Annotated in this window: 9 protein-coding genes; 1 reads left to right on the top strand and 8 read right to left on the bottom strand. The window is 62.0% G+C overall.

Going from position 1 to position 12538, the window contains the following annotated elements:
* Positions 1-12 precede the first annotated feature (12 nt).
* From AC3WTO_RS26395 to AC3WTO_RS26370, 6 genes are all read right to left on the bottom strand, one after another.
* Entirely contained in the window at positions 13-897 is an 885-nt protein-coding gene (locus AC3WTO_RS26395; protein ID WP_492463907.1) for a nucleotidyl transferase AbiEii/AbiGii toxin family protein, read from the bottom strand.
* Entirely contained in the window at positions 890-1507 is a 618-nt protein-coding gene (locus AC3WTO_RS26390) for a type IV toxin-antitoxin system AbiEi family antitoxin domain-containing protein (protein ID WP_492463906.1), read from the bottom strand. The genes AC3WTO_RS26395 and AC3WTO_RS26390 overlap by 8 nt, the downstream gene beginning before the upstream one ends.
* Positions 1508-1552: 45 nt before the next feature.
* Positions 1553-4645 carry a helicase-related protein gene (locus tag AC3WTO_RS26385; RefSeq protein ID WP_492463905.1) on the bottom strand — a complete coding sequence of 1031 codons (3093 nt, stop codon included), beginning with the start codon at positions 4643-4645 and terminating at the stop codon, positions 1553-1555.
* Positions 4642-6492 carry a hypothetical protein gene (locus tag AC3WTO_RS26380; RefSeq protein WP_492558444.1) on the bottom strand — a complete coding sequence of 617 codons (1851 nt, stop codon included), beginning with the start codon at positions 6490-6492 and terminating at the stop codon, positions 4642-4644. The genes AC3WTO_RS26385 and AC3WTO_RS26380 overlap by 4 nt, the downstream gene beginning before the upstream one ends.
* Positions 6489-7718, bottom strand: coding sequence for a DUF6361 family protein (locus AC3WTO_RS26375; protein ID WP_492463903.1), 1230 nt, complete (start codon positions 7716-7718; stop codon positions 6489-6491). The genes AC3WTO_RS26380 and AC3WTO_RS26375 overlap by 4 nt, the downstream gene beginning before the upstream one ends.
* A 95-nt stretch (positions 7719-7813) precedes the next feature.
* Complete coding sequence (locus AC3WTO_RS26370; protein ID WP_492463925.1) at positions 7814-8407, bottom strand: DUF6088 family protein; 594 nt, start codon at positions 8405-8407, stop codon at positions 7814-7816.
* A 325-nt stretch (positions 8408-8732) separates the two neighbouring features.
* On the opposite strand from AC3WTO_RS26370, the gene AC3WTO_RS26365 reads away from it, so the two are divergent.
* Positions 8733-9368: a DUF6088 family protein gene (locus AC3WTO_RS26365; protein WP_492463902.1), complete on the top strand. Its 636-nt coding sequence runs from the start codon at positions 8733-8735 to the stop codon at positions 9366-9368.
* Positions 9369-9796: 428 nt separating this feature from the next.
* On the opposite strand, the gene guaA is transcribed toward AC3WTO_RS26365, so the two are convergent.
* Positions 9797-11353 carry a glutamine-hydrolyzing GMP synthase gene (gene guaA, locus AC3WTO_RS26360; protein ID WP_492463901.1) on the bottom strand — a complete coding sequence of 519 codons (1557 nt, stop codon included), beginning with the start codon at positions 11351-11353 and terminating at the stop codon, positions 9797-9799.
* 54 nt (positions 11354-11407) lie between these two features.
* Complete coding sequence (locus AC3WTO_RS26355) at positions 11408-12058, bottom strand: 5'-methylthioadenosine/S-adenosylhomocysteine nucleosidase (RefSeq protein ID WP_492463900.1); 651 nt, start codon at positions 12056-12058, stop codon at positions 11408-11410.
* Between the last annotated feature and the right edge of the window lie 480 nt (positions 12059-12538).

Raw genomic sequence — 12538 nt, 5'->3', positions numbered from 1 at the left:
GAGATATCCGAATTACAACTTTGAACCATTATTATTTGAAGAGCGCGCTTGTATAGCGTGCGGCATCAGAAAATCAGCCAAGCTGGTCACGACATCTTCCAAGCTTCCTGGATTAGCGGAAACATCCCTGACAAAGGCGTTCCACTGTCGCTGTTTTTGTTCATCGTTGGCGAAAGCCGGCGTTAGCGCATCGGGCAAATCGACAGGGATCGCTGTTTCGCGCCGGGCGAATGTTGCAGCGATTGCGCGAGCGAGCCTGTCGCCGGAAAAATCGAACGACTTGCTGAGGATCCAGATGTCGTAAAAATCCTTCATGCGACTGTTCGCCCGTCCAAGTGCGACCATCGCCTGAAACTTCTCAGCAATAACAGTTTCGCGCGCGTAGGCACGCAGACGCGGTGCGGGAAACGCTAACATGGAGGGATAGTCGAGCATCTCCGCACCGGGTTCCATCGCATCGCCGAAGCCAATGTCGATCGTCAGATTGATCCTGGCGCCGCTGATCGAGGCGGTTGTCCGCAGCCTCAGCCCGCCATATTCGAGCTCTTCGCGGATGCGATCGACGCGAAGAGCATCGACGTCAAATTCCACACCATCATCATCGTTGACCGCCAGGATGTCCCGAAATGTCGCGAGCATCGCCTCAGGTTCAGGGTCGCCAAACCCCAACAGATCGAGGTCACGCGTGCCGCGATGTGGATCCTCAAACCAACTCATCATCAGCATCGCGCCTTTCAGAACGAAGCGGTCCGCATGCGGTGATTGGCTGAGCCGGAAGAGGAGTCGTTCGAGCGCAAAGCGCGTTAGGACAAGATCAAAGCTCTGGCCGCTTGCCTTGGCGACCTGCAGGAGGCGGGCGCGCACCGAAGCGCCGATATTCTTGAGCTCCTTAGCCATTGGCGGTCAGCGCCTCGAGATAGGGTCGAATGACCGTCGCGATCGCTCCTCGCTCGGCTTGCCTGACGATTTCGCCAGGGGTTGTCTTGCGTTGACGCAGCGCCTCCTGGAGGCCCTCAATCGCCACCGACAGGCCGATCTTGTTGCGATACCGGAAGCAGTCGGCGACCGTCTTGGCGACCCCAAAAACCTTTACGGACACCCCTTCGACGGCGTGGGATTCGACGCCTTCCATAAGGAGGCGATCCGTGAAGCGCACGAGCCGAACTGATGCCCCATCACCCTTGGGAGCCCAATCCTTTTGGCCGATGGCGATCCACACCTGCCTTGGGAGCTGATCGGTAAGTTGATGGAACGCGAGGGCCGAGACGAGGCAGACCACACCCTTGGGCACCCGTTTCGCTGCCTCGGCCAGACTGTGATGAGCATCGAGCGGCGCATCGGGGAGTTGATAAAGTCCTCGCGCAAGTCGGAGCACCTCGCCATCCCGCTCCATGCGGCTCATAGTTGCCGCGGTCACTCCCGCGGCCCGCAGCTCGGCAAGACGCGCAATACCGCGCGCTTTCAGCACGGAGCGAGCAATGTGGCGCTGGGACGCGGCTTCGGGCACGATACGTAGGCTCGGAGTGTGGTGTCTATTATCCGAGGATTTGTATCACCCCACTTGTTCCAGGGGAAGGGGGAACCGTGAGGCACCGCGACAATCCGGGTCGGCCGGTTCGGGTGCCTGACGTAGCCCCATAGCGGAGAGATCCAGCACAAGCGGGCTCAGCAATACGCGGGTTGCCTCGCCGCCGCGCGCAAGAATCTCGATGAAATCCTCCTGGTTGGGCTGGCCCAACGCCAATCGGTAGATCATGCGCTGCTCGCGAAGCTGGGCGAAGCGGCTTATATCCCGGCCAAATGGACGTTCGAAAACGTGGCGGCTGATCTCAGCATTCTCAAGCACCCACCAAGGTCGAAGGCCGCTCACATCAACCAGCTTCTCCGCCTGACGCTGCAGGTGATGCCAAGCAGAGCCCCCCGACACAACCGCGTGTCCAAGAGCTTCTTCGCCCAACATATTCGAAAGTCGCCGCCTCACCGCCAGCCCGGCATAGCGCTGAACGCGACCTTCGCGCTGCTCAAGGTCGAGCGGGTTGGCGGACAAATCCCAATGCACGACATGCGAACACCAGGGATGGAAATCCAGACCTTCCTGTCCGACCGACGTCGTTGCCAGCACGTGCGGCCAGAACGGCGTATTGAAACTCCGGCGGACTTCGTCCGGCCGCGCTGGCGCGGATGGCGCGAGTGCTCCATTCACCTTGCCGGCTGGTTCCGCCTCGGCGTCGCCGAACGGGACAGCGACATGGGACCGTACCGGTATCTTGTGCGCTGGACCGCCAACACTGTGAAAGCTGAAACTACCCGCCCGCAGGCCGAGCGAAGATTGCAAATCCTTGGCGAGGCCCGCCGCTCCCTCTGGAAGATTCTGCGCGCGAAGCCAGAAATGCTCGTCGAGGACACTTTCGAAACCGCCATCGACGACGGCGCCCATCACCTGATCGACCGCGTTCTTGCCCGGCAGGGACGACAGGATCACCGGATTGTCGAGATACGCGCGCAAGCCCTGCCAGCTCAATTGAACGAGTTCACCATAGCGCGCCGGATCAAGGACTGTTGGGTCATGCCGCAATAGCGCCCGGCCAAGCACCACGCCCGGCGCGCCAATGGCATAGTCGACGAGATCATCGAGTTCGGCCGGCGAGAGGCGCTCGATCGTCGGCGTCTGTCGCCATTTAAAGACAGCGGACCGGGCGGCGCGATCCGCACCGACGGCGCTGCTCCAAGCAGCGGCAGACTGTTCCGACAGCCCGGCCGCCCGCTCTATCGCGGCCAAGGTCCGGCCGATGGATCGGTGCCGTCGACGGGCCTTCACCGTGTCCTTCTCGATGATCCCCTTGGGAAGTGCCGCGAGAATCTGCCGTCTCACCTGCTTGCGGATAGCACCGACCGTCTCTCCCGCCTTCGCGAGCGGATCCGTATGCCGGATGAGCCATGGAGACGGATGAAAGGCGGCCATGACCGGTCCGGGAACGGCCGCCAGTTTGAAGCGACGCCGCCGATAGGCCTTCTCGTAGCCGCCGCGCTGTTGGGGAAGGCATGACGCTTCGACGCCGAAACTCAGGAGCGCCGCCACGCTCGGCGGAGTCGCCCGAAACCGGCTGAACATCAGCAGTTTAGGGTCGGCGATCATACCCTTCCAGCCGCCGGCAAGCGGCCACCACGGTAGGGACGGCGCGACCCACGGCAGGGATAGAAGTTTCGCCGGTGCTGCGGCGCTGAGCGCCCTGAGCTTCGCGTCAGGCCACCTCGCTGGCGCATCCAGCTTGTTGCGGCGCTCCCGTGTCATCTTCGTGAGCCTCGGCGCGGCCTTGATGGTTGCGCGCTTCCAAGCCGCGTACCGAGGCCCCAGGGATTGGGCCGGCAGTGGGACAGACGACCAATAGGGCAGCGCTTCGTATCGCACGTCCTCAGGAAAGCTGTCCGCCAGATGCCGATAGATTTGAAAGTCCTCGGCTATCGGCTCCGCCGCGAGGAACTGCGTTCCAGCCAGCGGATCGCCTGAGGCGACGCTGTCCCGCTCTGTCCTGGACATGACTGGTGTCAGCAGTGCGCGAAGAGCATCCCTGAGTCCGGCAGCCTCGTTGATCTCGATCTCCAGGCTGGGATCGGTCGCCTCCGCATGCACCGCGATGTCCCGCAACTTGTCGCCGAAATCAGAAAACAGAGTCTTTGCGCGGTCACGGACATCGCGGCCGGCGAGGAACTCGATCAACTCCAGCAATTCGGCGTGCGCGAGTGCGCCCTGGGCTTCCTCCCATCGCGTACTGAGCAGCCGGTAGGGTGTCGCGCTGAGCAGCAGGATGGCTGGCCGAGCCACTGACCCGTGCGGCTCCAGCAGCGCCTTGAGGAGCGGATCGGCGTCCTTTTCGTCCAATAGCTGCCTGTAGCGCTGAAACTCATCCAGAATGACCAAATCGGGCGGCTGGTGACGTAGTGTCGCCAGCGCCAGAGCGCGGCGAAGATGACCGACGAAGGTGGTCGGCTTGAGCGGCTTTATCTTTCGCTCCCCGTCACCACACAGAACTTGCTCGAGCCTTTCGCGCACGGGCTCTCCAAATTCAGCCGCCAGCGCCTCGCGAAACCGCCGTGTCAGATGCGGTGGCGCCGCGGCGAGCTTCCTCTCGGCATCCTCGACCAGCCAATCCCAGGAATCGCCAACGCTCAGGCGCAATATGGCCGGATCGAGATCGCGAGCGAACGCCGGGTAAGCCCGGTCCAGCAGCACCTTGAGAAATGCCCGCTCCTCTTTTCTTCCGCCGGTCAGGCGAGCACGCGCGCCGGGGAAGGACGTCGCCGGCGTCAGCGCATAGATCAGAACCGGCTTATCGGGCCGCTTCGAGACCGCGATCAGGGAAAGGCGATCCGGCGTCGCAACGGCCGCCTTACGTTCCGGCTCGTCGAGGAAGCTGACGACGCGCCCCTTGTTCTGGTGGGAGACCGCATGGCCGTTGGCGACGTAATAGATAACGAGAGGCCGCTCGCCGTCTTCCGACATACGGCGCGCGACTTCCTTCGCGACGATAGTCTTTCCCAGACCGACTTCATCGGCCACCAGAAAGCGTCGGCGCCCGCCTTGATTAGCAAAGGCCGACAGCGCGGCATCGACGGCCGCTGCCTGGAACGGCTTGGGGGCGCTCACCGACGCTTCCCTTTGCGCTCTTCGCCGAGGCCGATCCGCAGCTTGCCCCACAGCTCCTCGAAGCGCCGCAGCATCGCAGCGGTTTGCGGGTCTTCCTGGCCGGCCTGTTCCAGCACGGCCGGCAGGTATTCTGAAACGCGGCGTTCGATTTCGCGAAACTTGTTCTGATCGCGCGACCAGGCCGCGAGCATCTCCTCCAGCGTCGGCAGTGCTGGATCAAGCGCTGGATTTACACCGGGCGCTGCACGATCCTGTTGCTTCTCGATCGTCCAGTCATCCTCCCGATCGCGGCCGTCATCAGCCAACAGTCCTGCCAGCCAGAGAAGGAAGCCCCTCGCTCCCAGAAATCGCACGAAGGCCGCACGATCGCGCTCTTCGCCGAAAGGCGGGTCGGCAGGGGCGCGCTGCAGCCAGGAAAGCCCCTTCTCACCGCGGCTGACACGCAAGCGCACGAACTCGCTTCGTTCGGCAGGAAGCGTCGGCCCAAGTGCCACCATCGTCTGTCGCCGCGGCCATGCTTTGAGTTCGCCGTGCAAGGCGCCGACTTCAAGCAGGATGTCGGCTTCCTCGGGATGCGGTCCATCGGGATAGAGATCGGAACCATGGACAAGACGGATCTCATCCCCGTCGATGCTGAGCGTGCTCGCCCACCGCGCTGCAACCTGCGCCCGAGCCCGCTCGAGCGCTTCTTCTTCCAGCGCCGCCACGTCGGGTTGATATTCGGTGTCCGGCGCCTCGACGATCCGCGCCGAGTCGAGCAATGCCTTCAGACCTTTCTCCAGAGCCTCGGTGACATGCAGCTCGGCTGTGACCTCGGCGTTGCGGCCCGTCCACGCCCGCATGGTGGCGTTGGCGCTTCCGAGCCATAAGGTCCGCTTCCGTCCCGCGCGCACGAACAGCAATTTGGCGTGGAGGCCTCGGCCGATCTCTTCCTCCTCGTCGTTCGCAGTATCTGCCTCGGATGCTGAGACGGGGTGCGCCTGCTTCGGCTCCAGATCGCCGATGGGATAGTCCGGCGCATCCAGCGCCAGCAAATCATCGAACGACGAGAGCGACGGGCCGATCCGCTCGATCTCGCGCATGGTCGTTAGCAGCACGCGCTTTGCCGGCGTCGGCCCCTTCGATACTTGTCCGGCCAGGAAGTTCTTGTCGATGAACGGGCTAACGACGACGACTTCATCGGCCCCTGCCGGTGGGACTGGAGCTTGCAGGCCTCCTGTCCCTGTAGACCAGCGAATCCGCTCGACGCGCACGCCGGCCGGCGCACGCCACGGGATCTTCGTAACCGCGGTCGCGAGGGAAGCAGGCCGGACTCCCTTCAGCTCGGCACGTTCGGCCAACGCACGCGCCAGATCACCTGCCCCTGTGATCGGGCCTCCGCCGCTCTCTCCCGAAACAAGGAGAAGGCCGATGTCGCGATTGACGCACTCGGTGAGATTTCGGCTTCCGATCCAGAGCCGCCAGCCGGTCTCGCCGCCTTCGCTCCGTGTCCGTACCAACGCAGCCTTGGGATGCCAGCTATGGGCAGCTTCGTCGAACTCGACCTCCCGCACGAATTGGTCCAGCACCGCCGCGATCCGCGGCGTTCGCCGCATCTTCGCAAGCCGGCCGCGCTGGATGATGATCCGCACCTTCCCGCGCAAACGCTCAACGGCATCGGCGAAATCGGAAGGACTGCCTCCCCCTGCCTCATTGTCCTTGCCGGCGAGGGCGAGCAAAGCAGCGCCGATCGATCCAAGGTCTGCCGAATAAGACGCCAGCAACGCCAATTCGACATTCCCGTCAGGGCCGGGGCGCAGGCCTTCCAGAAACGAAAGAGCTGGCCAACTGTCGACCGCGCCGCTCATTCGGCATCCGCCAGGTCATCGAGAAGTGTACTGACCTGTTGCCAACGGTAATGCAGGGGCCCGGCCAAGCCGTGCTCGTCGCTCGACCACTCAAGTCGCCGGGCTCGTCCATTGGGGGTCGGCGCAAGCCGCGCGCGCGGTCCCTTGCGCGCCTCTGCCGCGGTATAAACGTCAGAAAGCGCGACCGGATTCCCCGATCCCGCAGCGATCCAGTCTCTCGTCGTCGTTACCACGGCAAGTAATTTCGCCGGCAGAGACCCGATGTCCGCTTCGAGCGCCGCTACATCGAGCCCGGCTGCGATCGGACCATGCTCCGCGAGGGTAACCTCGAGATGCTCGCGGTGACGGGCTGAGATTTCTCGCTTGTCGTCGATCTCGATGATCCGCTCCAGCAGCGCGTCGTAGACGGCGCGGCCAATGCCCGCGAGACTGGCTGCCTGCCGCGCGCGGACGAGCGGGCCCCGATCGGCGCCGGCGATGGCGTATGTTTCGTCGGCCCACATCTCGGCAGGAGCAGCTGCCTCGGTTCTGACCAGCCTTGCCAGCAGCGACAGTTCACGGCCGCCATTGCCGCGTAGCTGCGCCAGGCGCTCGCGCAGGAACCCGGCCTCCGCCTTCTTCAGACGAAGCGAGATGCCTCCGCTCTGCCAATTGTTCGGACGATCGGGAAGCCGCACGAAAGGTGGCTCGAAGCTCAAGAGAGGCTGACCATCGTCGTCGGTGGGCGAGCCAACGGTCTTCAGCAAACGATGCGCCTGTCCACGAGAAATCGTCCGACCGTCCAGCCGCGGACGCAAGATCCCCCAAACCGCAAGCGCGTTCCAATAGACGGTGGACGGCGGTTGGCTTGAGGCCTTCGGAAAGACGCGGCCGCCGATCACCTGGGCTTCGCCCGCGTCTCTCAGCCGTCCGGCGAGCAGTCTCTCGCGTTCACGCAAGGCGCGCTGCGCGGCCGGTCCGATTATGCCCGCGAGATCCTCGAACAGCCATGGTACGAACAACGCGTAGCGCGCGCGGGTATGCAGGACCGACGTACCGGGAAAGAAGCGATCGGCGTATCGCTGGTGGATCGTCAGGAAGCCGATCTCGTCGCGCACGCCCATGGACTCTTCGTCCATCTGCGCCTTCGCGCGAGCGAGCGCTTCACGCGAGAGATAGGTCCAGCCAAGCGCGGGTTCGATCGCCGGTGCGCGTCTTGTTCGGGATCGTTTCACCGCCTGTCGCAATGCCTTAGCTCCGGAGCCAGGACAGCGGCGCGGCGGTCAATTTGTTGCCGAAAGGCACGACATCTGCGAACTCGATCCCGGCGAGTTGGAAAGCATCAGCCATGCGCGACCTTTCCGACACTGCTCGCAAGCCATGTCGGAAACTGCGGCGCTGCTGCGACCAACTCGTCGAAAGCAGCAGGCGGAAGCTTCCGCTTCAAGGTCCGCAGGGCCGCCTCGGCTCTGTCGGGGCCTAACCACGCCAAGGCCCGTATCGCCTCGCCCACGGGCCGCTGAGCCAGCGCGAGTTGCCATCGTGGCGCGTGGCGAAGCTCGACGATCTGCTCTCCAAGCCTCATCTTCCTGGAGTGCCCCGACGTCATATAGACTGACCGGGCTGGCACCTGTGTGGTAAGCCCAAGACGGTTCGCGGCGGCCGCACCGCTCGAGACGATGACCTCACCGCGCTGGGCAGCGATCGCCTCCACTGCTAGCTCCACGGACGGAGCCCTCGCACCGAAGCGACTCGTAACGGGCAGCAGGTACACACCCCGTCCAGCCCGAAGCAGTTGCCCCCGCTCGGCAAGGCGCGACAGAGCCTGATCCACCGCCGCCCGGTTTCCGAGATGGAGCAAGCTCTTGGCCGCGACGGGCGTGCCTTCAGGCAGCCCCTCCGCGTACGCAAGAATCTGTTCGGTCAAGCGTTGCATGTCTATTCCTCTGTCAGAAATATGCTCAGTTTTCTGACATTTTTTCAACCTGATGGTGTCTCCCGACTTGATGAGCGGCGCGCCTTGTTGAAAAAATGTTCGATGACAAAGTAGACCGGTTTGGATGGCGAGGATCGACGCTTCCCAAAGAGATCGGACCATCACCCGCTCCTCGGTGGAAATCATTCTCGTCAGAGCCGTCCAAGAAGGCACGCTCTTGCGGCGCAGGCCCGAGCGCACGATGAACGGCCGAAGCAATTCGCTGATACAAGAACACTCATTCTTGCTCGCTTTTCGTCAGAAAAAAATACAATAATATCTGACAATGAAAACAGCGAATGCGTCGACCCCTGACCGGATCATGAAGCAGGTCCGGGCCTCTGGGCGCGGAGGTGTCTTCACTCCCAGCGACTTCCTCAACCTAGCCAGCCGGGCAGCGATCGATCAAGCTCTTTCCCGGCTCGTGAAGAGCGGAAAACTCCGTCGCTTAGTGCCGGGCCTGTACGACTTCCCCAAGCTTCACCCCAAGCTTGGCCATCTATCTCCCACTCCCGATGACGTCGCGCAAGCACTCGCGCGGGAGAGCGGTTCCCGAGCCCAGATCGCTGGCGCACGGGCGGCGAACGAACTTGGCCTCTCGACGCAGGTGGTAGCAAAGAGCATCTATTTGACCGATGGCCCCTCCCGCCGTGTCGTACTCGGCAGGCGCGTAATCGATCTACGTCACGCCTCTCCTAAGCATCTGATTGCTCCGGGCAGCTTGGCTGGGACTGTCGTTCAGGCGCTTCGTCATATTGGGCCGACGCGCGCGGCCGAGCTTGCGCAGGTCGCGGCACTTCATCTTTCCGCCGATGACAAAAAGACGCTCGCATCCACCGCGATTCAAGCTCCTGCTTGGATGCGGCCAACGCTTCTCTCCATCGCAAATCCAGCAGCAGTTGGGACAACATCTGACAGGTGATGCGAAGGTGCCATCTGATGGCATGCGATCGGGTCCGAAACGTCGACCGGTCCGCAGTCACAGTCGGAACTATGTATGTCGATAACTAAAGTACCGTCAGTGCGGAAACGTCATGCGACAGGCAATTTTCGTCATATACTTCAGCGTGTTGACCCGAAAAAAGTACCGTCAGATCCTAAAAACACATGACGGTACTTTTTAGAATGCCCTGCTGAATACGAAAAACACCGTCAGAAGTACCGTCAAATTGACCCGCTACAAGTGACGCGTCGCGCCAGACATCATAATAAATCTAACTATTTCAATGACTTAATATGATCGTCATTTCCGCCCGACGATGCGCCCGAGGCAGCAACTTACCGGCACCGCAAATCATTGTATTTTCTACGAAATTCTACGCCAAGGCCGCCGATTACCGCCATTTCCCCTCACTCCCACTCGATCGTGCCCGGCGGCTTGCTGGTCACGTCGTAGACGACACGGTTGATGCCGCGCACCTCGTTGATGATGCGGGTGGCGGCGCGGCCAAGGAATTCCATGTCGTAGTGGTAGAAGTCGGCGGTCATGCCGTCGACCGAGGTGACGGCGCGCAGGGCGCAGACGAATTCATAGGTGCGGCCGTCGCCCATGACGCCGACGGTCTGCACCGGCAGCAGTACTGCGAAGGCCTGCCAGATGGCGTCATAAAGGCCGGCCTTGCGGATCTCGTCGAGATAGATCGCATCGGCGTCGCGCAGGATTTCCAGCTTCTCGCGGGTGATGCCGCCCGGGCAGCGGATGGCAAGGCCCGGTCCCGGGAAGGGATGACGGCCGATGAAGCTGTCGGGCAGGCCGAGCTCGCGGCCAAGCACGCGCACCTCATCCTTGAACAGTTCGCGCAACGGCTCGACAAGCTGCATGTTCATGCGCTCGGGCAGGCCGCCGACATTGTGGTGCGATTTGATGGTCGACGAGGTGGCGCCGGTGAAGGACACGCTCTCGATGACGTCGGGATAAAGCGTGCCCTGCGCCAGAAACTCGGCGCCGCCGAGTTTCTTGGCCTCTTCCTCGAACACCTCGATGAACAGGCGGCCGATGGTCTTGCGCTTCTTTTCCGGGTCGCTTTCGCCTTCTAGCGCGGAGATGAAACGATCCGAGGCGTCGACCAGGATCAGCGGCAGGTTGTAATGCTCGCGGAACATGGCGACCACGTCGGCCGCCTCGTTCTTGCGCATCAGGCCGTGGTCGACCAGGATACAGGTGAGCTGGTCGCCGACCGCCTCGTGGATCAACAGCGCGGCGACGGAGGAATCGACACCACCAGAGAGCGCGCAGATCACCTTGCCCTTGCCGACCTGCTTGCGGATCGCCTCGACGGCGTGCTCGCGATAGGCCTTCATGGTCCAGTCGCCCTCGATGCCGGCGATCTTATGCACGAAATTGCGCAGCAATTTGGCGCCGTCCGGCGTGTGCACCACTTCAGGATGGAACTGCACGGCGTAGAACTTGCGCTCTTCATCGGCGATCGCCGCGAACGGTGCGCCGGTCGAGGTACCGACGACCTTGAATCCCTGCGGGATGGCGGTGACGCGGTCGCCGTGGCTCATCCACACCTGATGGCGGGTGCCCTTTGCCCAGACGTCATCGAAAAGCGCGCAGTCCTGTTCGACCTCGAGGAAGGCACGGCCGAATTCGCGGTGGTGGCCGCTTTCGACCTTGCCGCCGAGCTGGGCGCACATGGTCTGTTCGCCGTAGCAGATGCCGAGCACCGGGATACCCGCCGTGAAGACCGCCTCCGGCGCGCGCGGGCTGCCGATGTCGACGGTGGAATGCGGGCTGCCCGACAGGATGACTGCCTTGGGATTGATCCGCCGGAAGGCTTCGTCGGCCGACTGGAATGGCACGATTTCGCAATAGACGCCGGCTTCGCGCAAGCGCCGGGCGATCAGCTGCGTGACCTGGCTGCCGAAGTCAATGATGAGAACGGTGTGGGGATGTGTCGTCATGGCGAGCGTTTAAAGAAAGAACCGATTCGACGCAATGGGAGGATTGTCACGGTGTCAAAGTCGCAAAGTACCGTTGGAAACTGACGCGCCCAGCAGGTCGACCGCCGTTGCCAGCTTTTCATCGATGACGTGGAGGTATTCGGTCCAGTCGCCGACATGCTTCAGTTCGGCAGCACCATCGGAAATGCCGCGCAGCGCGATCAAAGGCAGGGAGAACAGCTGGCAGGCGCGCAGCACCGCGAAGGTCTCCATGTCGACCATGTCTTCGGCGACGGCATCGTAGGCGGCACCCGAAACGATGTCGGCACCGGTGGAAAGCGAAGCGCCTTCGATGCCGGCGATACGGTGGCCGAGCGGCAAGGTGGCCGGCAGGTCGAGGAAAGGCGTGACGCCCTTTTCGAAACCGAGCGCGGAAGCATCCATGTCACGATAGGACACCGAGGTCGCCTGGTAGATGCCGGTCTGCTCGAGCCGGCGCGAACCGGCCGAACCGAGCGACACGACAAGGTCGGGCAACCGGCCGGCCACCTGCAGGCGCGCGAGCTCGGCGCCCAGCCGCACACCTGCCTCAACCGGACCGACACCAATCATCAGCGGCTTGAACAGGCGCTGCAAATGCGGGCCGTATTCGGCATCCGCCGCCATGACGAAGAGCACCTTGCGGTCAGCGATATCGACAAGCAGGTCTGCGGAACTGGGGCTCATCGGCTAAACACCTCGGGCTTTATGACAGATTCAAGCCTACCTATCGTCTGGTCGTGTCAGTTGCACGACCAAACATTCCGGAGTTGCCGCTGCGCTGCCCCAAGCGGTTGCGCCCAATACAGTCCACTGGATTCGCCCGGATCTACGGCCGCAGCGGCAATCGTTGCATACACTTCGCGTCCGAAATGATCTGAACAGAAAAATATTTGAGAACAGGGGGATTTCGTGCCGGCTTCACGAAAGCAAGTACATGTATGGACAAGGCGAATGAAGCGAAGCCATCAACAAAATTTGTGTGGTTTTTATTGTAAACAATTTTTCCACTGGGTGGAACATCGTTTCAATATCAAAAATTAACCAGTGAAGTCTTTGTTTTTTGTGCAGTTTGCTAAAAATGACAAATACATATTTTTTATATATTGTATATTAGAAATACATAAAGTAATGTGCACTTCTCTCAAGATCACACTTCTGGAACCT

This window comes from Mesorhizobium sp. EU05-FHT14A09 (genome assembly GCF_058790995.1).
Note: the sequence above shows the minus strand (reverse complement) of the source record. Positions and strands in the feature narration are given on the sequence as shown.